At 62.3% G+C, this 23,301-nt stretch carries 22 protein-coding genes; 6 read left to right on the plus strand and 16 right to left on the minus strand.

Annotation, left to right across the window (positions count from 1 at the left end):
* Both AC1D1P_RS01235 and phnD read left to right on the plus strand, forming a co-directional pair.
* Positions 1-455 (plus strand): TOBE domain-containing protein (locus tag AC1D1P_RS01235; protein WP_477671853.1); only part of this gene is annotated, 455 nt, incomplete at its 5' end.
* 13 nt (positions 456-468) lie between these two features.
* Positions 469-1,473 carry a phosphate/phosphite/phosphonate ABC transporter substrate-binding protein gene (gene phnD / locus AC1D1P_RS01240; protein WP_477669167.1) on the plus strand — a complete coding sequence of 335 codons (1,005 nt, stop codon included), beginning with the start codon at positions 469-471 and terminating at the stop codon, positions 1,471-1,473.
* Between the two features lie 33 nt (positions 1,474-1,506).
* Here the strand turns inward: phnD and AC1D1P_RS01245 are convergent, their stop codons facing one another.
* From AC1D1P_RS01245 to AC1D1P_RS01280, 8 genes are all read right to left on the minus strand, one after another.
* Positions 1,507-2,385, minus strand: coding sequence for a sugar phosphate isomerase/epimerase family protein (locus AC1D1P_RS01245; RefSeq protein WP_477671854.1), 879 nt, complete (start codon positions 2,383-2,385; stop codon positions 1,507-1,509).
* A 32-nt stretch (positions 2,386-2,417) separates the two neighbouring features.
* A complete protein-coding gene (locus tag AC1D1P_RS01250; protein ID WP_477669169.1) occupies positions 2,418-3,308 on the minus strand; it encodes an NAD(P)-dependent oxidoreductase in 891 nt (296 codons plus the stop codon).
* 4 nt (positions 3,309-3,312) lie between these two features.
* Positions 3,313-4,014, minus strand: a complete 702-nt coding sequence (locus tag AC1D1P_RS01255) for an SDR family NAD(P)-dependent oxidoreductase (RefSeq protein ID WP_477671855.1) — start codon at positions 4,012-4,014, stop codon at positions 3,313-3,315.
* Positions 4,015-4,025: 11 nt separating this feature from the next.
* Complete coding sequence (locus AC1D1P_RS01260; RefSeq protein ID WP_477671856.1) at positions 4,026-4,991, minus strand: Bug family tripartite tricarboxylate transporter substrate binding protein; 966 nt, start codon at positions 4,989-4,991, stop codon at positions 4,026-4,028.
* Positions 4,992-5,144: 153 nt separating this feature from the next.
* Positions 5,145-6,326 (minus strand): dihydrodipicolinate synthase family protein, encoded by a 1,182-nt coding sequence (locus tag AC1D1P_RS01265; RefSeq protein WP_477671857.1) that lies wholly within the window; start codon positions 6,324-6,326, stop codon positions 5,145-5,147.
* A gap of 63 nt (positions 6,327-6,389) precedes the next feature.
* Positions 6,390-7,553, minus strand: coding sequence for a Gfo/Idh/MocA family protein (locus AC1D1P_RS01270; RefSeq protein ID WP_477671858.1), 1,164 nt, complete (start codon positions 7,551-7,553; stop codon positions 6,390-6,392).
* A gap of 93 nt (positions 7,554-7,646) precedes the next feature.
* Complete coding sequence (locus AC1D1P_RS01275) at positions 7,647-8,627, minus strand: Bug family tripartite tricarboxylate transporter substrate binding protein (protein ID WP_477671859.1); 981 nt, start codon at positions 8,625-8,627, stop codon at positions 7,647-7,649.
* Positions 8,628-8,787: 160 nt separating this feature from the next.
* Positions 8,788-9,438, minus strand: a complete 651-nt coding sequence (locus AC1D1P_RS01280; RefSeq protein ID WP_477669175.1) for a TetR/AcrR family transcriptional regulator — start codon at positions 9,436-9,438, stop codon at positions 8,788-8,790.
* 145 nt (positions 9,439-9,583) lie between these two features.
* Here AC1D1P_RS01280 and AC1D1P_RS01285 point away from each other — a divergent pair, with 145 nt between their 5' ends.
* The gene (locus AC1D1P_RS01285; protein WP_477669176.1) at positions 9,584-9,892 is read left to right on the plus strand and encodes a hypothetical protein; all 309 of its coding nucleotides are present in this window, start codon (positions 9,584-9,586) and stop codon (positions 9,890-9,892) included.
* A gap of 161 nt (positions 9,893-10,053) precedes the next feature.
* Positions 10,054-11,757, plus strand: a complete 1,704-nt coding sequence (locus tag AC1D1P_RS01290) for a thiamine pyrophosphate-binding protein (RefSeq protein WP_477669177.1) — start codon at positions 10,054-10,056, stop codon at positions 11,755-11,757.
* Between the two features lie 32 nt (positions 11,758-11,789).
* Here the strand turns inward: AC1D1P_RS01290 and AC1D1P_RS01295 are convergent, their stop codons facing one another.
* From AC1D1P_RS01295 to yedA, 8 genes are all read right to left on the minus strand, one after another.
* A complete protein-coding gene (locus AC1D1P_RS01295; RefSeq protein ID WP_477671860.1) occupies positions 11,790-14,015 on the minus strand; it encodes a DNA/RNA non-specific endonuclease in 2,226 nt (741 codons plus the stop codon).
* 239 nt (positions 14,016-14,254) lie between these two features.
* A complete protein-coding gene (locus tag AC1D1P_RS01300; RefSeq protein ID WP_477669179.1) occupies positions 14,255-15,892 on the minus strand; it encodes an ABC transporter substrate-binding protein in 1,638 nt (545 codons plus the stop codon).
* Between the two features lie 136 nt (positions 15,893-16,028).
* Entirely contained in the window at positions 16,029-17,036 is a 1,008-nt protein-coding gene (locus AC1D1P_RS01305) for a peptide ABC transporter ATP-binding protein (protein ID WP_477671861.1), read from the minus strand.
* Entirely contained in the window at positions 17,033-18,049 is a 1,017-nt protein-coding gene (locus tag AC1D1P_RS01310) for an ABC transporter ATP-binding protein (protein WP_477671862.1), read from the minus strand. The genes AC1D1P_RS01305 and AC1D1P_RS01310 overlap by 4 nt, the downstream gene beginning before the upstream one ends.
* A gap of 10 nt (positions 18,050-18,059) precedes the next feature.
* A complete protein-coding gene (locus AC1D1P_RS01315) occupies positions 18,060-18,974 on the minus strand; it encodes an ABC transporter permease subunit (protein WP_477671863.1) in 915 nt (304 codons plus the stop codon).
* On the minus strand, positions 18,971-19,981 hold the full coding sequence (locus tag AC1D1P_RS01320) for an ABC transporter permease subunit (protein WP_477646562.1): 1,011 nt from the start codon (positions 19,979-19,981) through the stop codon (positions 18,971-18,973). Before AC1D1P_RS01320 ends, AC1D1P_RS01315 begins: the two co-directional genes overlap by 4 nt.
* A gap of 424 nt (positions 19,982-20,405) precedes the next feature.
* Positions 20,406-20,864: an SWIB/MDM2 domain-containing protein gene (locus AC1D1P_RS01325; RefSeq protein ID WP_122956824.1), complete on the minus strand. Its 459-nt coding sequence runs from the start codon at positions 20,862-20,864 to the stop codon at positions 20,406-20,408.
* A 110-nt stretch (positions 20,865-20,974) separates the two neighbouring features.
* Complete coding sequence (yedA, locus tag AC1D1P_RS01330; protein ID WP_477671864.1) at positions 20,975-21,898, minus strand: drug/metabolite exporter YedA; 924 nt, start codon at positions 21,896-21,898, stop codon at positions 20,975-20,977.
* Positions 21,899-21,990: 92 nt separating this feature from the next.
* Between yedA and AC1D1P_RS01335 the strand changes: the two genes are divergently transcribed.
* Positions 21,991-22,482: an Lrp/AsnC family transcriptional regulator gene (locus AC1D1P_RS01335; protein ID WP_007873193.1), complete on the plus strand. Its 492-nt coding sequence runs from the start codon at positions 21,991-21,993 to the stop codon at positions 22,480-22,482.
* Positions 22,479-22,991: a ribonuclease E activity regulator RraA gene (gene rraA, locus AC1D1P_RS01340; RefSeq protein ID WP_477669184.1), complete on the plus strand. Its 513-nt coding sequence runs from the start codon at positions 22,479-22,481 to the stop codon at positions 22,989-22,991. Before AC1D1P_RS01335 ends, rraA begins: the two co-directional genes overlap by 4 nt.
* Positions 22,992-23,301: the final 310 nt, after the last annotated feature.

Consider the following 23,301-nt stretch of genomic DNA (forward strand, 5'->3'; position numbering starts at 1 on the left):
ACCAAAGTGAGGCCCTCGCTGTAAGCGACCAGATCATTGTCATGGACCAGGGGGTGATTGCCCAGGCAGGATCCCCGTCGGAGCTTTACGAGCGTCCCAACAGCGAATTTGTTGCTGGATTCATGGGTGAGGCCATGCTGTTTCCCGGCGAGGCATTTGCGGACGGCCGGATCCAGGTGGGAGCGCTGCGTGTGAAAGCCCTGCATCCCGTCGAGCCTGGTGCGGTGAAAGCGGCCATTCGTCCTGAAGCCTGGACGATTGCACCGCCCGGAGATGAAGGTTTGCCCGGTGTGGTTTCCAAGAAAGCCTATTTGGGTAGTGTCCGCGAGTTCACTGTCGACACCAGCTTGGGCCCCATCTTCGTCGTGTCCCCGGACGCGGCATCCGACTGGTTCCAGGGTGATGCCGTAACCCTTCACCTGCCCGAACGGGGTGTTTCTGTTGTTTCAGCCTGATGGAGAAAATGATATGAGCCTTCAACGTCGAATTGTCCTCCACGGCCTTGCCGGGCTGTGCGCCGGGCCACTGCTTGCTTCACCAGTGATGGCGCAGCCTGCTGCAGAGCCGATGCTGACATTTGGTTTGATCTCGCCCAGGGCGGCTGCGGAGACCCGCGCGAGCTGGGAGCCCTTCGTCAAACTCCTGGGCGCGGCCATCCGCCGTCCGATCGATCTGCGTGTCTATGAGTCGCAGGGCGCGCTGGTAACCGCCTTCATTGGTGGGGAAATAGATCTGGCCTGGATGGGCAATGTTCCTGCTCTGGATGTGGTGGCCTCCGGCGCGGGTGGTGTTTTTGCGCAGATGGTCACGGGGGACGGCAGCGTGGGCTACAAATCGATCCTGGTGACCCATCGCAGTTCGCAAATCGAGGCGCTCAAGCCGCTGATTGAAAATGCTTCCGGCCTGCGCTTTGGCGATGGCGATCCCAAGAGTACGTCCGGGCATCTGGTGCCGCTGTATTTTGCTTTCTCCAAGAATGGCGTGAGCAAGCCCGCGGAAATTTTCAAGTCAGTGGAGACTGGGAGCCACCAGCAAAACCTGCTGAAGGTATCGAAAAAGCAAATTGATGTGGCGACGGCCAACAATGAAGAGCTTGCATTCTTTCAGCGCGACTTTGCGGACCTTGCCAGGGAGGTAAAAGTCATCTGGGAATCACCCCTCATACCGCAATCCCCATTGCTCTGGAAGGCAACGCTGCCGGACCCGTTGAAGGCGTCCATCCGGAAGTTCGTCGTCGGGTTTGCAGAGAGCGATCCTGGCGAAAAGCGCATCCTCCTGGCTGTCAACGGCTTGTCCCGGTTCCGGTCTTCCAGTAACCGGCAACTGATCCCTATTGCCGACCTGGAAATGTTCAAGACCCGCCAGGCCATCAACGACGACAAGACACTTTCTGCAACTGAACGGCAGGCCCGGATTGCGCAGGCCATAGAGCGAGGTTCGCGTCTGGAGCTCCGCCTCAAGATGGTCGTTTAGCAGCCCGTCTGCCAGCAGAATGAAGAGGCCTGTTTACACTGCGCTGCGGTGCCGGGCAATGCAGGTGTCCAGCACCTCGCCGGTTTCGCGCTGCCACCAGTTGCTGGTGGAAAAGATCTCCACCTCGCTGTAACCCGCGAACCCTTGCGCTTCCATCCAGCCGCGGATTTTCGGGATGTCAATCACACCGTCTCCCATCATGCCGCGGTCGTTCAGCAAATCGGCCGTGGGCGTCAGCCAGTCACAGGTATGGAAGGCGAGCAGGCGCTCCTTGCCTGCCCGTTCGATTTGCGGCTGCAGTTTGGGGTCCCACCACACGTGGTACACGTCCACCGCCACACCGAGCGCGCCGCTCTTTGAGGGGTCGAGCGCGTCGCAGACGTCGAGTGCGTGCTCCATGGTGTTGATGCAGGCGCGGTCTGCCGCATACATGGGGTGCAGCGGTTCGATGGCCAGCGGCATGTTGCAGCTTCTGGCGTATTCGAGCAATTGGGCAATGCCGTCGCTCACCTGGCTGCGCGACAGCGCCAGGTCCTTGTGTGCCGCCTTCCCTGCCAATGCGCCGGGTAAACCGCCCACCACCAGCACCAGGCAAGCGGCCTTGAGCTCGCAGGCTTCATCGACGGCGCGGCGGTTGTCGTCGTGGGCAGCCTGCAGGCCGGCGGCGTCGGCTGCGGGGAACATGCCACCGCGGCAGTAGCCGGAGAGTTCAAGCCCGTGGTTTTTGACGAGTTTCGAAACAGCGGGCAGGCCGGCGGCCGCGACCTGGTCGCGCCACGGCGAAATCGCCTTGATGCCGCGCTGCACGCAGGCTTCGATGATGGTGGTCAGCGGCTGCTCGACGCCGCGGCTTTTGCGCACGGTTGCGGTGTTGATGGAGAGCCAGCGGTGGTCCTGGGAAAAATTACGCATGCGGTAAAGGTAGGGGTGTAGTTTTAGTGAAGTCAGTTGGACGGTGGYGCGGTTTTCTGCCGGCGCAGTTCGCGGATGATGGCCGCGTTGTCGAGCTCGCCATCGCCGGCGGCAATCGCTGCGCGCATCAGCGCTGCATGGGCTTCGGACAAGGGCAGTTTCTGGCCTTGGGCCGCGGCACTGTCAATCATCAGCCTGACGTCCTTGAGATGCTGGTGGATGCGCGACTGCGGCGTAAAGTCCCCGTCCACCATCATCCGGCCCTTGGCCTCGGCCGCGCCTGACGTGGCCGGGCTGGCCAGCACCAGCGCCAGGAATTGCTCGGGGGGAATGCCCATGTTTTCGGCGAAGACCATGCCTTCGGCCAGTACTGCGCGGTTCAGGCCTAGCACCAGGTTGGTGGCCAGCTTGGCTTTGGCACCCATGCCGGCGCCACCGACGTGGATGCGTTGGTCTGAAATGGCGGCCAGAACGGATTCGCACGCCTGCAATGCCCCGGCCTCGCCACCCAGCAGCAGGGTGGCTTCACCGGCGGCGATCTGCTGGCTGGAGCCCGAGAGCGGCGCTTCGATGAAGTTGATGCCGCGTGCTGCGAGCCGCGCGGCCAGGGCTTCGAGTTCGTGAGGTGTGCCGGTGGAGCAGTCGATGATGCTGCGAACGCCGAAAACGGACAGCAGGCCACCCGGCCCTTCGACCACCTTGAGCACATCGTCGGTATTGAAGACGGCCAGAACCATGCAGGAAGCCGCATTGGCAACTTCGGCCAGGGTGCCGGCAGCGCGGCCGCCTTGGGCGGTGAGGGCCGCGCGGGCTTCTTCGCGCAGGTCGAAGCCGGTGACCTGGAAGCCGGCGGCCATCAGGCGCTGCGCCAGCGCGGTGCCGACGAGGCCCAGACCGACAATGCCGACAGCGTTTGCGGCCATGCCTTCACGCCGCAAGCGACGCGCCTCCGCAGATCTGGATCTCCTGGCCGGTGATGGCCGCGGCGTCGGGTGAGAGCAGGAAGGTGACCAGCGCGGCGATCTCCCGCGGCTGGATCAGCCGGCCCAGCGGCGGCAGCTTCGGCGGGACCGTCGTTCGCGCCGGGTCGGCAAGCATGGCTGTTTCGGTGGCGGCCGGGGACACCACATTGACGGTGACACCCGAAGCCACGGTTTCAGCAGCCCAGCTGCGCGCCAGCGCCACCAGCGCGGCCTTGGTGGCCGCRTACTGGCTGCGGCCYGCCATGCCGCGCGCCACGCGGCTTCCGACCAGCACCACRCGGCCTGCGCCAGCCTGCGCCATGGCGGGAACCACGAGGTTGGCGATGCGCGTGACAGCATCCACGTGAAGCTGCCACATCAGCGCTGAATCTTCGTTGCGCAGCGCACCAAGCTGGCCCACGCGCAGCACGCCGGCGGCGTGGATGAGCGCCTGCACCCCACCAGCCGCACGCACGGCGCGCTCCGTGGTTTCGGTATTGCACAGATTGACTTCGGTGGACGAAAACGCCGGATGCACAATGCGCGCAGGCGCCAGGTCCAGGCCGACCACGTCCCAACCCTGGTCCAGCAGGGCTTGCGCAATGGCCAGGCCGATGCCTGAGCTGCTGCCCGTGACCAGGGCGCGTTTCACATCTTCAGTGACCATGGTTGTGCATGTTATTCGACACGGATGTTGCCGTCCGTGATGATCTTCTGCGAGCGAGCCATGTCACTGCTCTGGAACTTCGCGAAGTCTTCGGGCGTGCCGGGTGTCAGCACCAGGCCTTGCTGGAGGAGCTTTTCACGCATGTCGCTGGCGAGCGCCTTGTTGGTTTCGGCGTTGAGTTTCTGCGTGATGTCTGCCGGCAATTTTGCCGGGCCCCACAGTCCGTACCAGCTGTAAAACTCGTAGCCGGGAATCGTCTCGGCCACGGTTGGCACATCAGGCAGGTTGGGCACGCGCTTGTCGCCGGTGATGGCAACGACGCGCAACAGGCCGCTCTTGTGGTACTGCAGCGAGCCAAGGATGGGGTCGATGAAGCCGTCGATCTGGCCGCCGATCAAATCCTGGAAAGCCGGCGCCGTGCCCTTGTAGGGCACCACGGTGTATTCGATGCCGCCGGCGCGTTTGAGCAGTTCGGTTGACAGGTGGCCGGCCGACCCGATGGAGCCGACCGCAAACGTCATCTTGCCGGGGTTGGCCTTGGCGTGGGCAATCAGCGACTTCACGTCGGTGATCGGCAGGTTCTTGTTGATGGCAATCGACAAGGGCGCCTTGGCAACCAGCGAGACGGGCGTAAAGTCTTTCACCACACCGTAAGGCACCGACTTCATCGTCATGGGTGCGGTGGTGAAAGTAGAGGCATTGAAGAGCAGGGTATAGCCGTCTGCTGGCGCCTGCGCGACCACGTGCGCACCGATGGTGCCGTTGCCGCCCGCACGGTTTTCCACCACAAAGGGCTGGCCCATCTGCTCACCGWGTTTTTGCGCCAGCTGCCGGCCCACCGCATCCAGCGTGCCGCCGGGCGGGAAGGGACTGATGACCTTGACCGGGCGGCTGGGATAAGCCTGCGCTGCGGCGCCGAAGGCGACGGCTGCGAGGCCGGCGGCCAGGCTGGCCTTGAGGAAAGTGCGTGTCTTCATGTTGTCTCCTGTTAAATTTATTCAGCGATTTGAGTGGAAGCGCTCGGTAACATTTCAAGCGGGCGCCGCGGAACCGGCTTTGCCGGGCCGCCAGCGCCGCCCCCTTGAGGGGGGAGGCCGCTACACGCAGTGAGCCGGCAACGGGGGGAGCCATTACATGCCGTGTAGCGCCAGTAGCGTCTTCATGCGCTGGGTCGCCAAGTCCGGTTGTTCAAGCAGGTTGGCGGCATCGGCCAAGCGGAACAGTTCGGCGAAGTGCTGCAGCGAACGCGTGCTCTGTTGCCCGCCGACCATCGTGAAGTGCTTCTGGTGGCCGTTAAGCCAGGCCATGAAGACGACGCCAGTTTTGTAAAAACGCGTGGGCGCGGCAAAAATGTGTCGCGACAGCGGCACCGTGGGGCCGAGGATGGCGTGGAATTTCTCGACATTGCCTTGCGCGAGCTCGCCCAGCGCGGCGCTGGCGGCCGGTGCGATGGCGTCGAAGATGCCCAGCAGCGCATCACTCTGGCCGTGCATCGCTTCCTTCCCGAAACCGTCACCGGCAATCAGCTCGGCATAGTTGAAGTCGTCGCCTGTGTACATGCGAACGCCCGTGGGCAATCTGCGGCGCATCGCGATTTCCTTGTCCTTGTCGAGCAGCGAGATCTTGATGCCGTCGACCTTGTCGGGGTGGGCGTTGATGATGCCAAGGGCCGTGTCCATGGCTTTTTCGACATTGCCGCTGCCCCAGTAGCCAGCCAGTGCAGGGTCGAACATGTCTCCCAGCCAGTGCAGCACCACCGGTTGTTTTGCCTGCCTCAGGATGCGGTCGTAGACGCGCTCATAGTCGGCCGGCGATTTGGCGACGCGCGCTAGCGCGCGGCTGGCCATCACGATCAGCTTGCCGCCGAGCTTTTCAATCGCGGCCATCTGCTCTTCGTAGCCGGCGATGACTTCATCGACGCTCTTGACGTTTTCCAGCACCAGGTGGTCGGTGCCGCAGCCTGAAGCCACCAGTGCGCCCGGCACGTCTTTGGCGGCATCGAGCGAACGGTGGATCAGCTCCAGCGAGGTCGGCCAGTCCAGGCCCATGCCGCGCTGCGCCGTGTCCATCGCTTCGGCCACACCCAGGCCCAGCGACCACAGGTGACGGCGGTAGGCGATGGTCGTGTCCCAGTCGATCGCGCAGTTGACCCAGGGATCCACTGCGGCCAATGGGTCGGCCACCACGTGAGCTGCCGAATAGGCGATGCGGTTGAATTTGACGCCCGGTGCGGGCTTCACCGGTGTGCGGCCTTGCAGCGTGTAAGGCCGCAGGCCGCCCGCGGCGACAGGCAGGGAAAGGGTTAAAGCCATGAATCTACCTTTTCTGTATGAAAAATGTGCCTGTAGCCCTTATCTGATGGGCGCGAGCAGCTATCAAACTTGTAGCGCTGGAACGTCCACCCAGCGGCGTTCTTTCCAGCTTTCGAGCGCGGCTTCGACCAGCTGCACGCCTTTGGCGCCTTCGGGCAGCGTCCATTTGTAGGGCTCGTTTTCCACCACATGGCGGATGAAGTGCTCCCACTGGATCTTGAAGCCGTTGTCGTAGGTCTGGGTGTCCGGCACTTCCTGCCACTGGTCAGAGAAATTCATCGTCTGCTTCTCGTCCGGGTTCCAGACCGGGCGCGGYGTGTTGACGCGCGACTGGGCCTTGCAGGAGGAGAGGCCCGCAACGGCCGAGCCATGCGTGCCGTCGACGTGGAAGGTGACCAGGTCTCCGCGGTTCACGCGGGTGGCCCAGGACATGTTCATCTGGGCAATCACCGGCTCGCCGCTGTGGCCGATGAGTTCGGCGGTGGCGTAAGCCGCGTCGTCGGCGGTCGCCTTGTAGGGCTTGCCAGCCTCGTCCCAGCGCTCGGGAATGTGGGTGGCACCAATACAGGAGATCGACTTGACCTCGCCGAACAGGTTGTCCAACACGTAGCGCCAGTGGCACATCATGTCCAGGATCATGCCGCCGCCGTCTTCGGTGCGGTAGTTCCAGCTCGGGCGCTGGATAGGCTGCAGGTCGCCTTCGAAGACCCAGTAGCCGAACTCRAGCCGCACCGASAGCATCTTGCCGAAGAARCCGGCGCGGCGCAGCATGTCRAGCTTGCGCAGGCCGGGCAGGAAGAGCTTGTCTTGYACGGCGCCGTGTTTCAGRCCSGAYTTTTCRGCCAGGCGGGCGATCTCGACGGCCTCGTTGAGGTTGGTGGCAATCGGCTTTTCGCAGTAGACGTGCTTGCCGGTGCGAATGGCCTTGGCCAGCAGGGTCGGGCGCATCTGTGTGGTGCCGGCGTCGAAGAAGATGGTGTCGTCCTTGTTCTTCAGCGCCTCGTCGAGGTCGGTGCCCCAACGCGCGAGGCCATGGGCTTTGGCCAGGGCTTCGATTTTTTCGGCGTTGCGGCCGATCAGGATCGGGTCGGGCATCACCTTGTCGCCGTTGGAGAGCGTGACGCCGCCCTGTTTGCGGATCGCGACGATGGAGCGGATCAGATGCTGGTTCATGCCCATGCGTCCGGTGACGCCGTGCATGATGATTCCTAGTCGTTGAGTAGCCATGGGATCCTTTGAGGAGGTGAAAAATGCGGCGGCCTCACCTTGGCCCGGCCACGGGTATTGGAAGGAGGGACGCTGCGGGGAACTGGGCGGAAGTTACTGGGTGGGCTGAAGGCCGGCAGCTTTGACCAGTACGGCATTGCTCTTGATCTCGTCCTTGATGTAGGCGTCGAACTGCTCGGGCGAGAGTGTCCAGGCGTCGGCGCCCAGGGCGGCGAAGCGTTCCTTGACTTCGGACGTGTTCAGGGCTTTGATCACTTCGTCGTGCAGGCGGTTGACGATGTCGCGCGGTGTTTTCGCGGGGGCCATCATGCCGATCCAGAAGTTGAACTCTGAACCCGGAACGCCGGCTTCCGCCGTGGTGGGAACCTGGGGCAGGGCGCTGGCGCGTTTGGGTGAACCGACCGCGAGAGCCACGAGCTGGCCGTTCTTGATCTGGCCGATGACAGGTGCGATCGGCGAGAAGTAGTAGTCGACGCGGCCGGACATGACTTCGGTCACCGCTTCGCCAGATCCCTTGAAGGGAATGTTGGTGGCTTCGATTTTGGCGGCGAGCTTGAATTTTTCGGCATTCAAGTGGGTGGCGCTGCCCTGGCCGGCCGAGGCGAAGTTCATGCTGCCGGGTTTGGCGCGCGCCGCGGCCAGCAGTTCCTGCAGCGTCTTGATGTTTTTCGACGGCGACATGACCAGCACATTGGGCGTGCTCGAGATCGGCGTCACACCCGTGAAGTCACCCATGGTGTCGAAAGGCAGCTTGGCGAAGGTCGAGGGGCTGACCGTGTGCGAGGACGAGTGGATCATGATGGTGTAGCCGTCCGGCGCGGCCGTGGCCACGGCCTGCTGGCCGATGGTGCCGCTGGCGCCGCCGCGGTTGTCGATCACGAGCGTCTGGCCCATGCTCTGGCTCATCTTGTCGGTGATGGCGCGGGCAATGATGTCGGTGGTGCTGCCTGCGGCAAAAGGCACGATGACACGAATGGGCTTGTTGGGGTAGGCGCCCTGGGCGCTGGCCACCAGGGGTGACAGCGCCGCCATGCAGGTGAGGCTGGYCAGTGCTGCGCGACGTGTGAATTTCATGTGCTTTGTCTCCTGAAAGGGGTCATTGAAGGACTGCGAAAGACCTGTGCATGCCGCCGGTGTTATTGGGGTACCGGAATGCAGTTTACTCGTAATTCACCATTAAGTGAATTACGAATTGTAAAAATGGCCTCGTCGCTGCGTCAATGACCGCTCAGGATCAGTTTCTAAGGACATACCCTAGGATGACTTCGCACATGTGCGAGAGCCGCTCATGGCGGGCTTTGGGCGTCATGAGATCGCGCCCGAAGATGGCCGACAACGTGTGGTTGTTCGACAGGTAGAAATACGACATTCCGGCGATGGATACGTAAAGCTGTACCGGGTCGATGCCGCCGCGAAACAGCCCGTCTGCGCGCCCGCGCTCCAGGATTTCCGCCAGCGTCTGGACCAGCGGCGAGTTCATTTCCTGCACGCGGCTGGACATGGCCAGATGCCGCCCCTGATGCAGGTTTTCACTGTTAAGAAGCGTCAAAAACTCCGGATGGGCAATGTAGTATTCCCAGGTGAATTCCGTGAGCCGGCGGATGGCTTGCGCCGGATCCATGTCGCGCAGATGCAGTTCTGTTTCCGCGGCGCGGATGTCGGCATAGGCGTTTTCCAGCACCGCCAGGAAGAGTTCGTCCTTGCTCTTGAAGTAGTAGTAAATCAGGCGTTTGTTGACGTCGGCGCGCTCGGCTATCCTGTCTACCCGCGCACCGCCCAGGCCGTGTTGCGCGAACTCGTCGCGGGCCGCCAGCAGGATGGCCAGTTGGGAGCGGTCGGCATCGCGTGAACGGGGTTCGGCGGGCTTTGTTTTAGGGGTCGGCATGGCGAGAATTTAACTATTTGGTGAATTAAAGCAAGAATACCCGAACGGCATCGTTATTGGATGACAGACAGCGGCCAAGGGTACCTCCATAATGAAGCAGGTACCGGCCGCCCGCGCCGGTGCCCTTGAGGCAAAGGAGATGGCCATGAACAATTCAGACACGCCGAAAGATGGCGACTTCGCAAACTGGGTAGACCAGAAGGCCGAGGCGCTCAAATTTGAACTGGGCGAAAAATTTCCGGTACCGCCATCCGAACTGCATTCTCCCTCGGTGCATATAGAGACCGGCCGGCAGAAGCTCGAAGAGGTGCTGCTCGAACACGAGCAGCCCACGGAAGAGTTTCTCGAAGAACTCAGGGCCCTTGAAGGAGCGCCACCGCTGAGTGACGAAGAGCTGGCGCGACAAGCCCTCGAGGCTGGCGGCGGCGATGGCGACGCGGCTACGCCTGAATAATTGTTCCACCCCCGTCCAGGCTCACTGCGTGTAGCCTGTTCCCCCCTCAAGGGGGCGGCGCCTGCGGCCCGGCAAAAGCCGGTTCCGCGGCCCCTGCTTGATTGAAGAGCCCCATATTCAGTCGCTGCGCCAGTGTCTGTTCCAGCGGCACAATAGGCTTCATGAATTCCCAACTCGCTGGCCACCTTCTCGTCGATTGCCTTCTGGCCCAAGGCGTTACCCATGCGTTTGGCGTTCCCGGTGAAAGCTACCTGGCGGTGCTTGACGGCCTGCATGCGCGTCAGGACAAGATTCAGTTCGTCACTTGCCGGCAAGAGGGCGGCGCGGCCTTCATGGCCGAGGCGCACGGCAAGCTGACAGGGCGGCCGGGCGTGTGCATGGTCACGCGCGGGCCGGGCGCCACCAATGCGTCCATCGGCGTGCACACGGCCTTCCAGGATTCAACCCCCATGGTGCTGCTGGTGGGGGACGTGGCCAGCGACTGCCGCGACCGTGAAGCCTTCCAGGAGGTGGACTACGCCAGTTTCTTCGGGCCCAGCACCAAGGGCTTTGCCAAGAGGGTGGAGCGCATCGATGAGGCCGACCGCATCCCCGAATATGTGGCGCGTGCCTTCGCTACCGCCATGAACGGCCGGCCTGGCCCCGTGGTGCTGGTCTTGCCTGAAGACATGCTGACGCGCATGACGGCCGCGCAGCCGCTGCCGCGTGTGGAGGCCGTGCAGGCCTGGAGCGACCCGGGCTCACTGCGTACGCTGCGCGAGATGCTGCTCAAGTCCGAGCGCCCGCTCGTTATCGCCGGTGGCGGCGGCTGGACGCCGCAGTCGGCGCAGGCGCTGCAACGCTTTGCCGAAAACTGGAAGTTGCCGGTGGGCAATGCCTTTCGCTTCCAGGACACCTTTGACAACCACCATCCGCTCTACGCGGGCGACGTGGGTATCGGCCTGAACCCGAAGCTGGCCGCACGCGTGAAGGCCAGCGACCTGATCATCGCCATCGGCCCGCGCCTGGGTGAGATGACGACCGGTACTTACACGTTGCTGGAGGCGCCCCGGCCCAAGCAAAAGCTGGTGCATATCCATTCGAGCGCCGAGGAGCTCAACCGCGTCTACCAGGCCGATCTGGCCATCAATGCCACCATGAACGCGGCTGCGCGATCGCTGGAGGTCCTCACGGCGCCGGTGTCTGTGGCCTGGGAAGCCTGGACCACATCCGCGAACGAGGACTACCTGGAAAACCTCAAGCCGACACCTTCCGCGAACCTGCCGGGTGATATCGACATGCCCGCCATCGTCGGCATGCTGCAAAAGCACCTGCCGGCGGATGCAGTGCTGACCAACGGCGCCGGCAACTTTGCCAGCTGGGTGCATCGTTTCTTTCGGCATCACGGTCTCGTCAAAGGCCACAAGACGCAGCTGGCGCCCACCGTGGGCGCGATGGGTTATGGCGTGCCGGCCGGTATTGCTGCGGCCATCACGACAGGACGGATGGCTTTCACCATCGCGGGTGACGGCGACTTTTTGATGAACGGCCAGGAGCTGGCCACTGCCGTGCAGCACGGCGCCAAAAGCATCATCGTGCTGCTCAACAACGGCATGTACGGCACGATCCGCATGCACCAGGAGCGGGAGTATCCAACACACCAAAGTGGTTCAAGCCTGAACAATCCGGATTTTGCGGCGCTGGCGCGAGCCTACGGTTACGCCGGCGTGCGCATCACGCGCACCGCGGAGTTTGAGGCGGAATTGCTTGCGGCGCTGGCTCGCAAGGAGGGCACGGTGATTGAGGTCACGCTGGATCCGGAAGTCATCACCACGCGTGGCACCTTGTCGGCGATTACGCAAAACGCTCTGGCCAAGGCGCCGTAACCATTGCAGCAATGCGGGCCGCTGCCGGATAGCTACTGGCCTGCGTACTGATCCGCGGCGACGATTTTGGGGTCGAACTTCAAGCCGGCCAGTTCCTCGATATCCGCGATGGCGACCTGGTTGCGTTCGAAGGCCGGCATGTCTATCGACTCATAGGTGTCGCCGAACTGCCTGATCGGTTTTTCCTGACTGAAGACGAAACCATAGGCCAGCAGCTTCGCGCCGCGTTTTTGCGATTCGGGCACGACCACGACCTTCCAGAATTTTTTGGGGATTTTGACCTTGCCGGTTCCCCAGTTTTTGGACTCGAAAAATTCGGTGAGCACCGGCCCCGCGAACAGCACGGCGCGCCCGCCCGACTCCTGAACCTGGTCGGTGAGCAGGCGCTCAAACTGGCCCCAGATACCGACCACCCCGCCTTCATAGACGCGCTGGCCGCTGCGGTCATTGGGGTTCTCCTGGTTGAAGGCCTCATGCTGCGGCGTGCAGTTGGGCCAGTGGTAGCTGTCGGCGTTCGCGAATTCGGTTTCGTCCGCGTCGGCGCCCCAGCAGTTGTCTTCGCGGCGGACAATGTGCCCGCGGTCAATCCGTTTGGCCGGGCCGTAGACGTCCTTGTTGAGCAGCTGGTATTCCAGCGGCAGCCGCGGGTCTTCTCGCCAGTTTTCCCCTCCGAAATCCGCCCGCTTCCGCGGGTCCGTGCGCGATTTGGGGCGGTAGTCGTAGTTTGAGGCGGTCCACAGACACATGCGTGTCGGCTTGTGCATTACGAGGGAAAAGTKGTGGTAGTCAAGCGGTAGCGGATCGGCCGGCGCCAGGTGGCCTGTCTTCACTGCGGGCACGTCGTCCACACCGGCATTGAATTCCTCATAATCGGCAACCGAATAGAGGGCACCATCCCATCGCGACTGGGCCACAGGGGCAGGAACCTCCTGGCCGAGGAATTTCGGGTTGTATCCCTTGCGGCCCGCGTAGTTCTCGTCGAAAACCAGGGATTTTTCCTGAAAGGCGGTGAAGAGGCCATCCGCCGAAGGCGCACCGGAACCATCAGGCAAACGAACTTGCGCGGGCGCCGCGGGTGCAGGCACCGACACGGGTGCAGCGGCGGCAGGCACGCCGGGCTGAAGCGCCTGCCCGCCATAGACGTGCAGGGTTACTGGCCCCGAGAAATTGAAGGTGTTGCCGCCTCCGGGCCGTGAGGCGAGAGGTAAGAGGGATGACGAGGCGGTGCCGGCCGGCACGCTCTCTGTGCCGGTGAGCGGGTCTGCCGTGGTCGCCAGCAATTGCCGGGCGATCATGCGCATGGATTCTGGAATCGACATGGATTTAAGCCTTTCAACGATGAAACTGACGCGCGCGCCCTCATTGGCGATCCACTGGATGTCGTCGTCGCTTTGCGACTCCGGGTCCCAGGGGGCGCCCCGTTTGTCCAGGATCCGGCCGTCCCGCATCGCCGGCACGCCGCAGTGGTGCAGCGCCACCAGTTCCCAGTCTGTGTTGTAGACCGGGGAGCCGGAGGAGCCCGGCCGCGTGTCCGTCTCATAGTGAAGAAAGCCGGTGGGCAGGATGTCCATCAACTTGTTGTCGCTGATGGCGAAGGCCCGCGGCCCGCCGGCGGGGTGCTGGATGATATTGACCGGAGCGCCCGTCAACACCTTGCCCGTTGCCTCGATCAGCCGCGTCCAGCCGCATGAGGCAATCTGGTCGCTCTCGCGGCTGCGGGGCTGCACCGCCACGATGGTGAAGTCGAGGGCCGGGTCGGTAACAAAGAAACGGTCTGGATCGAAGTCGTAGTACTTGCCGTTGTTGATGCCGTACTCATCGCGCACGTAGAAAAAATTCGCCGCGTGGCCGTCGACGTCAATCTTTGAAGGAAACACGTGATGATTCGTCAGTAGCAGGTCGAACCCGATCAACAGGCCCGTGGCCACGCCGATGGGCGTATGGCTGGCGCTGCGCTGCTGGACGATGCGGGCCACGGGTTTCGCGGCGTCCGAGGCCTGGACGCTGGGCGCGTATTCCACGGGATTCCACGCACCAATGACACGCTCGGGGAAAAGGGGAAAGCCGCCCGCGGCCCTGGTCAATTGGCGGGCTGTCCATTCCGCTTGGCGCTTGGGTGTGTCGGCGGCGCCCGGGCCCTGGTTCCGGATTTTTTCAAGGCCGGTTTCGCGCTGCTTCATGCGTTCTTCCCAACGCCGGGCCGCATCCGTCAGGATGCCCTGTTGCCTCGTCTTGACCGCTCCGAGTGTCTGTCCCATTTCTTGTTCCTTCGCCGGCCTTCGGCCTGCAGAATTCGGGGAAATGGATATTCCTCCATTCCACGGAAAAATGCACCCTCCAGTCGGAGGAGACTTCACAAGCCGGTTTAGTGCAGACCTGTAAAGACGTACAGCGGCCCGCGAAAAAACAAGGCGCCACAATGAAAAAACCCTCCTTGAAGAAGGAGGGTTTTGAATGGAGGCGGCTTTATGACAAAGCCGCTTCAAGCCATGAAGGATTATTCCTTGATGTCGACAGCGTAGAAGTTGTGGCGGCCGAACGGGCTGTTCTTGTAGCCGATCACGCTCTTGCGGATGGGCTTGAGCTGCACCGCGTGGGCGATGGTGAACCAGGGAGCCTGTTCCTTGAAGATGACCTGGGCCTGCTGGTAGAGCTTGATGCGCTCSGCAGGATTGGTCACSGTCTTGGCTTTCAGRACCAGGTCTTCATAMGGCTGGTAGCAGAACTTGGCGATGTTGGAACCGCTGGCGGACTGGGCTGAAGCGCAGCCGAGCAGGGTGTACATGAAGTTGTCAGGATCGCCGTTGTCGCCGGTCCAGCCCAGCATCCCCATCTGGTGTTCGCCAGCCTGCAAACGCTTGCGGTACTCGCCCCATTCGAAGCTCTTGATCTCGGCGGTCACGCCGACCTTGACCAGGTCAGCCTGCATCAACTCGGCGATGCGCTTGGCATTCGGGTTGTATGGGCGCTGCACGGGCATTGCCCACAGGTCGGTGGTGAAACCGTTGGGGAAACCGGCCTGGGCCAGCAATTTCTTGGCGGCTTCGGGGTTGTACTCGTCGTCCTTGATGGCGTTGTTGTACGCGGCCATGGTTGGCGGGATCGGGTTCTTGGCGGCAACACCGGTGCTCAGGTACACGCCGTCAACAATGGCTTTCTTGTTGATCGCCATGTTGATGGCCTTGCGCACGCGCACGTCGTCAAACGGCTTCTTGGTCGTGTTGTAGGCGAGGTAGCCCACGTTCAGGCCGGCCTGCTCGACGATCGTCACGTTGGCGTCCTTGCGGATCGCGTCGAGGTCGGCGGGGTTGGGGTAGGGCATGACGTGGCATTCGTTCTTCTGCAGCTTGGCCCAGCGGACCGAAGCGTCAGGCGTGATCGAGTACACAAGGTCGTCGATCTTGGCCTTGCCGCCCCAATATTGCGGGAAGGCCTTGTAACGGATGACCGCGTCTTTCTGGTACTGCACCAGGTAGAAGGGGCCGGTGCCGACCGGGTCCTGGTCGATTTTTTCCGGCGTGCCGGCTTTCAGCATGGCGTCGGCGTATTCCTTGGACTGCACGGCCGCGTAAGGCATGGCCAGGTTGGCGAGGAATGGCGCTTCAGGCTTGTCCAGCGTGATCTTGACGGTGAGGTCGTTGACCTTTTCCACCGATTTCAGCAGCTTGGGCATGCCCATGTCGCTGAAGTAGGAGTGGTTGGGGCTGGTGACCTTGAAGAAGGCGTTGTCTTCTTTCCACTGGCGTTCGAACATGAACAGCACGTCGTCGGCGTTGAAGTCGCGCGTTGGCTTGAAGGCCTTGTTGCTGGCATGCCATTTCACGCCCTTGCGCAGGTGGAAGGTGTAGGTCAGGCCGTCGGCGGAAATGTCCCATTTTTCGGCCAGGCCGGGAACGACCTTGGTGCCRCCGTATTCGAATTCGACGAGGCGGTTGTAGACGGGTTCGTTGGCATCAAACGACGTACCCGTGGTGTTGACGCCAGGGTAGAAGTTTTCGGGGCTGCCTTCAGAGCAGAACACCAGCGTCTTCGCGGAGACGGGTGAAAGTGCCAGCAGCGCTGGCAGGGCAATAGCGCACAGCAATGCGCGCTGGACCGGGCGCAGCCGGTTTGCACTTGGTTTGGTCTGAATCATTTGACGATCCCTTTGGAGGTTAATGCTGCTTTTGCAGCGGGGGCTTGCGGCCAGATTGCACAACATTTGTGACGTTGTGCGCCCTGGTCATTGAAAAACGTGGCCTGAAACCGGTGCTTGAGCGCATGGTTTCAGGTCACGCAGTGAGAAAGTTTTCAGCATAGTGGCACGCAACCTGCCGCTCTGCAACTTCGCGCAGCTGCGGCCTTTCGGCGCGGCAGCGGTCGGTGACGTGYGGGCAACGGGTAGAGAACACGCAGCCGGTGGGCGGGTTAAGCGGCGAGGGCAGCTCGCCCTTCAGGACGATGCGCTGCTTGACGCCGGTGCCGGCCAAGCCGGGTGTCGAGGCCAGCAGGGCCTGGGTGTAAGGGTGCAAGGGGCGGTTGAACAGGGCGTTCTTTTCGCCTTGCTCGACCGCATGGCCCAGGTACATCACCAGCACGTCGTGGGCGATGTGGCGCACCACACCCAGGTCATGCGAGATGAAAAGATAGGCCAGACCCATGGACTGCTGCAGGTCGGCCAGCAGGTTGAGCACCTGGGCCTGGATGGAGACGTCAAGGGCCGATACCGGCTCGTCAGCTACCACCACCGTGGGGTTGAGCATCAACGCGCGTGCAATGGCAATGCGCTGGCGCTGGCCGCCCGAGAACATGTGGGGATAGCGGTCGTAGTGCTCGGGGCGCAGGCCCACCATGGCCAGCATGGCGCGGGCCTTGGCGGCGCGCTCTTCAGCTGTCAGGCTGGTGTTGATTTCCAGTGGCGCCTCAAGGATGGCGCCGATTTTCTTGCGCGGGTTGAGCGAGCCGTAGGGGTTCTGGAATACCAGCTGCACGGCCTTGCGAAGGCCCTGGCGCTCTTCCTGACCGCCGTTCACCGCGTCGATTCCGGTGATACGCAACTCGCCGCCCGTAGGCGTTTCAATGAGCGAGACCATGCGGGCCAGGGTGGATTTGCCGCAGCCCGACTCGCCGACGACGGCCAGTGTCTTGCCGGCATGAACCGAGAAAGAGACGCCGCCGACGGCCTGCAGGTGGTCGGACTTGCGCATGAAACCGCGGCGGATTTCATAGACCTGCTTGAGATTTTTTGCTTCAACGACGGGCTCGGTCGGCAGGGTGGTGGAAGTGGTGGCGGTGCTCATTGCGTGGCCTCCACCAGTGGGGTGTCGTGCTCGATGTTGGCCTCGCGGCTGGGATCACCCAGCGGGTAGTGGCAGCGAACCATGCCGTCCTTCCAGGCGCGCAGCAGCGGACGTTCGTTGCGGGAATGTTCGGTGGCATAGGCGCAGCGTGGGGCAAACAGGCATCCGGCAGGGCGGTCATAGAGGCCGGGCACCATGCCGGGGATGGTCGCCAGGCGGGAGCTGCCGTCGCTGCGCTCAGGCAGGGCCGAAAGCAGGGCTTCGGTGTAGGGGTGCTGGGGCGTGTTGAAAAGGGCGTGTGCGCTTTGCTCTTCCATGATCTGGCCGGCGTACATCACCGCGATGCGCTGTGCCATTTCGGACACCACGCCCATGTTGTGTGTGATCAGCACCAGGGCCATGCCACGCTCCTTTTGCAGGCTGCGCAGCAGGTCCAGGATTTGCGCCTGGATGGTCACGTCAAGCGCCGTGGTGGGCTCGTCGGCGATCAGCAGGCGCGGGTTGCAGGCGATCGCCATGGCGATCATCACGCGCTGGTTCATGCCACCGGAGAGCTGGTGGGGATAGGCCTTCAGGCGGCTTTCGGGTGAATTGATGCCGACCTGCTCGAGCAGTTCGATGGCCTTGCGTGTGGCGGCCTTTTTATCCATGCCCAGGTGCAGACGCAGGGTTTCGGTGATCTGGAAGCCGACGGTGAAGCAGGGGTTCAGGCTGGTCGTGGGTTCCTGGAAGATCATCGCCACGTCTTTGCCGATGAGCTTGTTGCGCTCGCCTTGCGACAGCTTGAGGAGGTCGTGTCCGGCAAACCGCAGTTTGTCGGCTTTCACGCGGCCGGGGTAAGCCACCAGGCCCATCAAGGCCATCATGGTGACGCTTTTGCCGGAGCCAGATTCGCCGACGATACCGAGGACTTCGCCTTCTTCCAGCGACAGGCTGATGCCGTCAACGGCGTGCATGATGCCGTTTTGCGAGGGGAACTCGACGGAGAGGTTTTCTATTTCTAACAAAGCCATACGGAATCTTTCAGCGCTTCAGCTTGGGGTCGAATGCGTCACGCAGTCCGTCGCCGAGCAAGTTGAAGGCCAGCACAGTGATCAAAATTGCGAGGCCGGGGAAGGTGACCACCCACCAGGCGCGCAAGACAAATTCGCGGGCATCGGCCAGCATGGTGCCCCATTCGGGTGAGGGTGGCTGGGCGCCCAGGCCCAGGAAGCCCAGGGCGGCGGCGTCCAGGATGGCGGTCGACACGCCCAGTGAGGCCTGGACGATCAGCGGCGCCGTGCAGTTGGGCAGGATTTCGCTGAACATCAGGCGGATACGGCTGGCGCCGCTCATGCGCGCGGCCGTCACATAGTCGCGCGAGGTTTCGGCGATCACCGCAGCGCGGGTGATGCGCACGTAATGCGGCAGCACGACGATGGCAACAGCCAGCATGGCGTTCATCAGCCCGGGGCCGAGGATGGCGACGATGACGATGGCCAGCAGCAGGCTGGGCAGGGTCAGGATGATGTCCATGAGGCGCATCACGGCGATCTCGAAGATGCCGCGGAAAAAGCCTGCCAGCAGGCCCAGCACCGTGCCGACAACCACCGACAGCGCCACCACGGCCAGGCCGATGACCAGCGACAGGCGGGCGCCGTACATCAGGCGCGAGAGGATGTCCCGGCCGATGGCGTCGGTGCCCAAGGGGTAGGTCCAGGAGCCGCCCGTCTGCCAGGCCGGTGGCTTGAGGAACACGGCGTTGTTGGTGATGTTGGGTGCGTGCGGCGCCAGCAGGGGCGCAAAGAGCGCCAGCAGCAGCACGCCAATCACGATGACCAGGCCGATCACGGCGCCGTTGTTGGCGCTGAAGTAGTTCCAGAACTCGCGCAGAGGGTGCGGTGGCGCCGGGGGCGTGCCCGGTTTCGGGGTGGCGGATTTCAAGGTGGCCGTGCTCATCGCTGGTGCCTGATGCGTGGGTTAATGATGCCGTAGGTGATGTCCACCAGCAGGTTGACGGCCATGACGATGGCGCCCAGCAGCAGGATGCCGCCCTGCAGAACGGGGTAGTCGCGGCGGCTGATGGCTTCGATCAGCCATTTGCCGACGCCCGGCCAGGAAAAGATGGTTTCGGTGAGGATGGCGCCCGTGAACAGTACGCCGACCTGCAGGCCGATCACGGTGACCACCGGGATCAACGCATTGCGCAGCGCATGCAGGGCCACCACGCGCAGGTTGGAAAGGCCTTTGGCGCGTGCGGTGCGGATGTAGTCTTCGCCCAGCACTTCCAGCATGGCCGAACGCGTCATGCGCGCGATCACCGCCAGCGGGTTGGTGCCCAGCACAATCATGGGCAATATCAGGTGGGAAGCGGCCGACCAGAAAGCACCCTTGTCTTCCGAGAGAAGTGAGTCGATCAACAGAAAGCCTGTGGTGGGCTCAATGAAGTACTGCACCGACAGTCGGCCCGATACGGGGGTCCAGCCGAGCTGCACCGAGAACAGCAGAATCAGCAGCAATCCCCACCAGAAAATYGGCATGGAATACCCCGTGAGGGACACCCCCATGACGCCATGGTCGAGTATGGAGTTTCGCTTGACCGCCGCCAGAATGCCCGCGGGGATGCCGATCAGCAGTGCAAACAAAATGGCGCACACGGCGAGTTCGATGGTGGCCGGAAACAGCGTGAGGAATTCGCGCAGTACAGGCTCCTGTGTGATCAGGGACTTGCCCAGGTCGCCTTTCAGGACCCGGCCGATGTAGATGCCGTACTGCACCATGACGGGTCGGTCCAGGCCGTATTCCTTGAGCAATTGCGCGTGGCGCACCGGATCGATGCCGCGCTCGCCCGCCATGGTTTCGATCGGGTCGCCGGGCACCATGCGGATCAGGAAGAAAGCCAGCAGAGTCATCCCCAAAAAGGTGGGAATGATCAGACTCAGTCGGGTAAAAATAAAGCGCAGCATTATCGCGGGATGCTAAGGCAGGACTTGACGCGGGCTGGCGAGTGCCCGTCGCGGTGGCGACAGGCAGGGCACGCGGGGTTTTCCGCCGCCCCGGTTTTTGAATGCAGTAGCTGCAATGGCATCAACATGGGTCTGTTCTATCTGGTCTGGTGCGGGCGGTGCCGCAAGGGGGATTTTTATCTTAGCAACAATAGCGTCGTTTTTCGACTGTGCCGCTGGTGGCGGGCTACCGAGTAACCCTATGGCATTAGCATACGTTTCAGGAGGCTTTGGACGTTAATGGAAGAGGGTGGCATGGCGCGGGAGCATGCGAGTGCAACGCAGGAAGCGTGCCAGCGGTTGGGGGTGCGGTAGGTGCCCTCTTACCAGCCGCGCATAAAAAAAGGCCGGTGCAAACCGGCCTTTTGATATCGGCGGGAGCCGATTACTTGACGTGCTTGCCGATAAGGCCAGCCATCTCGAACATCGACACTTGCGCCTTGCCGAAAACGGCACGCAATTTTTCGTCGGCGTTGATCATGCGCTTGTTGACCTTGTCCTGCAGGCCCTTGGATTTGATGTAAACCCACAGCTTGCTGACGATCTCGGTACGTGGCAGAGGCTTGTCGCCCACCACAGCTGCCAGTGCCGGGCTCAAGGTCAGTGCCTTCATGAACGCTGCATTGGGCGTGCGCTTTTTGGCAGGCGCTTTTTTCGCTGCTGGCTTTTTGGCCGCAACTTTTTTGGCGGGAGCTGCCTTCTTCGCGGCTACCTTTTTCGCAGGAGCTGCTTTTTTCGCAGGAGCCTTCTTTGCAGGAGCTGCTTTCTTCGCAGCTACTTTCTTTGCCGGAGCAGCCTTTTTTGCAGGCGCTTTTTTAGCCGGTGCTTTTTTTGCAGTTGCCATGATTGATTTTCCTTCTAGAAGTTGATAAATCACCACACGGATAACTACTCTTCCTTGTGGCAATGCGGATGCTACTGGAGAAAAACGCAGTTTCCTAGTGCAAACGCACTTTATTTGCGCCTGGATGTTGCAGATTTACCTCTGAAAATCAGGAAAACGCCCATGAGAATCACGCCGCAAGCGGCCCATTCGCCCCCAGTGACGTGCTCTCCGGCGAAGAATGCACCCAGAAAAATCGCGATCAAGGGGTTCACAAAGGCATAGCTCGTGGCTACTGCAGGTGAGGCATTGGCCAGCAGATAGAGGTAGGCGCTGAAGGCGATGAGCGAGCCAAACACCACGAGATAGAGCCACGCAAGCACGGCTTCAGGCTGCGCGGGCCAGTTGGCAGCGGCTTCGCGGTGCTCACCCAATGCAAGAGAAATCGCCATCAACACCGCGCCGCCACACAACATTTCGCTGGCAAAACCCGCGGGGCCATTCGCCAGCGGCAGCCGGGTGGTGGACAGCACCGAGCCGAGTGACCACAGCAAGGTCGCCCCCGCAATGCACGCCATGCCGACGGGAGCAGCGCTAAAGCTGGCGCCTTGCACCAGCATCAGCACACCTGCCAGCCCTACCACCATGCCCAGGAACTCCAGCCTGCTGGGCCGCTGGCCCAGCAGGAGGCCCCAGGCCGACACCATCATGGGAACCACCGCGATGAAGGTGGCGATCAGTCCGGAGCCGATGTGAAGTTCAGCCGATGCTGTCAGCCCCATCCCGCCGCCCAGCATCAGGGTGCCGATGACGGCGGCGCTGGCCCACTCGCGCCTGCTGGGCAGCTTGTGCCCGCGTATCAGCACCCAAGCCATCATCAGAAGGCCGGCCGCCAGGAMACGCGTGCCCATCTGGAAGAAAGGCGGAAAACTGATCAGAGCAAAGCGGATTGCCAGGTAAGTGGAGCCCCACACCAGGTAACAGGCGAGCAGGGCAGGGATCAAAAGCGCCGGCGCTTTGCCGGTGGCGGAGGATGAAATGAATGTGGAGGTCATGCCTGCATGGTAGGTTGCCAAACGCCCTCAGACTATGCAAAACTAACGGCAAAACTGCAGCTGGCCTTTAAATTTAAAGCTTGAAAAGCGATATGACCGAAACCACCGAATGGGACCATTACGACAGCCGCATCCTCGGCGAGCTGCAGCGCGATGCGCGGATCACCATGGCCGAGCTGGGTCGCCGCGTTCACCTGAGCCAGCCGGCAGTCACGGAGCGTGTGCGCAAGCTCGAACTGGGCGGCGTGATCAAAGGTTACCGGGCCGAGGTTGACCTGGCGCGGCTGGGTTACGGCATACGCGCTATCGCGCGGGTAGGGCGGGTCGAGTACGCCCGGGTGGTCAAGCTGATCGAGCAGACGCCCGAAGTGATCAATGCCTACAACGTCACCGGCGAGGACAGCTGGGTGCTGGAAATCGCGGTGATCGACGTGGCGCACCTGGACGCGGTGGTGACCAAGTTCTGCATCCTCACCGAGACCTCGACCTCCATCGTGCTGAACGCCCCCCGCGAGAATGCGGTGGTCTTGCCCGCCCGGCGCGAAGACATCAAACCCGTCATCAAGAAAGTCACCGGAAAATGAGCCAAGACAATCTCGCCTCCTTCGCCACCTGCGATCTCTGCGACCTCCACAAAGGCGACACCTCGGGTCATTTCAGGGTGCTCCCGCCTGTTTTCAGGAGCTATGGCGGCCTTCAGAAGTTCAGCGGTCCCGTCGTCACGGTGAAATGCTTTGAAGACAACACGCCGGTCAAGGCGGCGGTGGAGTCGCCCGGAGAGGCGCGCGTGCTGGTGGTGGACGGGGGCGCCTCGCTGCGCCGCGCGCTGCTGGGCGGCAATCTGGGCGCCGCCGCCGCCAAAAACGGCTGGGCAGGGGTGCTGATTGACGGTTGCGTGCGCGACGTGGCGGAGCTGGCGCAATGCCAGACCGGAATCCGCGCCCTGGCAAGCATGCCGCTGCCCACGGAAAGGCGCCAGGCGGGCCTGCGTGACATCGCTGTGCAGATACAGGGCGTCTGGGTGCGGCCGGGCGACTGGCTCTACGCCGACGAGGATGGGGTGGTGGTGATGCCGGCGCCTGCGCAAGCGTAGACGCAGGGCGCTTGTAATCCAGGCGCTCTATCGCCGGGCACAGAGGTTTGCAGCGGGGGCTGGATGGAATATTGGAAAAATCGGCCTCAACCCCAATAAAAAAGGGCGTAAGCAGCTATAAATTTAATAGCACTCACGCGCTGTCTTTGAGCAGCAGAGGCGGCCGCTCATGCCCTGCTTCTCATTGCTGCCAAAAAATACTCAGAACCCCGCAAGAGCGATCGAGTTCTTCAGCGCCTGTCCGCCACCGTAGCTGTCCTGCTCGGGTGGCACGCCACCCAGCGACACGCGGATCGCGCAGTATTTGAAC

Source organism: Polaromonas sp. P1_E1_2, assembly GCF_056406035.1.

Bases quoted from the DNA above. Each gene is read 5' to 3' on its own strand.
- phnD (WP_477669167.1), top strand. From the start codon at position 469: ATGAGCCTTCAACGTCGAATTGTCCTCCACGGCCTTGCCGGGCTGTGC.
- AC1D1P_RS01245 (WP_477671854.1), bottom strand. From the start codon at position 2,385: ATGCGTAATTTTTCCCAGGACCACCGCTGGCTCTCCATCAACACCGCA.
- AC1D1P_RS01265 (WP_477671857.1), bottom strand. From the start codon at position 6,326: ATGGCTTTAACCCTTTCCCTGCCTGTCGCCGCGGGCGGCCTGCGGCCT.
- AC1D1P_RS01280 (WP_477669175.1), bottom strand. From the start codon at position 9,438: ATGCCGACCCCTAAAACAAAGCCCGCCGAACCCCGTTCACGCGATGCC.
- AC1D1P_RS01285 (WP_477669176.1), top strand. From the start codon at position 9,584: ATGAACAATTCAGACACGCCGAAAGATGGCGACTTCGCAAACTGGGTA.
- AC1D1P_RS01290 (WP_477669177.1), top strand. From the start codon at position 10,054: ATGAATTCCCAACTCGCTGGCCACCTTCTCGTCGATTGCCTTCTGGCC.
- AC1D1P_RS01310 (WP_477671862.1), bottom strand. From the start codon at position 18,049: ATGGCTTTGTTAGAAATAGAAAACCTCTCCGTCGAGTTCCCCTCGCAA.
- AC1D1P_RS01315 (WP_477671863.1), bottom strand. From the start codon at position 18,974: ATGAGCACGGCCACCTTGAAATCCGCCACCCCGAAACCGGGCACGCCC.
- AC1D1P_RS01325 (WP_122956824.1), bottom strand. From the start codon at position 20,864: ATGGCAACTGCAAAAAAAGCACCGGCTAAAAAAGCGCCTGCAAAAAAG.
- AC1D1P_RS01335 (WP_007873193.1), top strand. From the start codon at position 21,991: ATGACCGAAACCACCGAATGGGACCATTACGACAGCCGCATCCTCGGC.
- rraA (WP_477669184.1), top strand. From the start codon at position 22,479: ATGAGCCAAGACAATCTCGCCTCCTTCGCCACCTGCGATCTCTGCGAC.